Genomic DNA, 554 nt, shown 5'->3' on the forward strand with positions numbered 1-554 from the left:
TCACTGTTAAGCTCGTTTCATCCCAAGCTTCAACGGTACAAGGAAGAAAATTCATTTTAGGCGAGCCAATAAATCCGGCAACAAATCTGTTAACAGGGTTATGGTAGAGATCCATTGGTGAGCCAACTTGCTCAACTTTACCATCACGAAGCACGACGATTTTATCTGCTAATGTCATGGCTTCGACTTGGTCGTGCGTTACGTAGATCATGGTTGACTTAAGTTCTTGATGTAGCTTTGCAATATGTAGACGCATATCCACACGTAATTCTGCATCAAGGTTTGATAGAGGCTCATCGAATAAAAACACTTTAGGATCTCTCACGATAGCACGACCGATAGCAACGCGCTGACGTTGCCCGCCTGACAGTTGGGCTGGTTTACGATCAAGTAGATGTTCTAACTGTAGTGCTTTACCAACCAGCTGTACTTTTTTATCTCGCTCTTCTTTTGGAACTTTGTTTACTTTTAGTGAGTAACCCATATTTTCTGCAACAGTCATATGCGGGTATAGAGCATAAGACTGGAATACCATAGCAACCCCTCGTTCTGAT

At 42.6% G+C, this 554-nt stretch carries 1 protein-coding gene; it reads right to left on the minus strand.

Features of this window, described 5'->3' with window-relative positions:
* The coding region (locus R8N49_RS29550; RefSeq protein ID WP_318190749.1) for an ABC transporter ATP-binding protein at positions 1 to 554 on the minus strand (554 nt) is incomplete at both ends.

Source organism: Vibrio sp. 1978 (assembly GCF_033344345.1).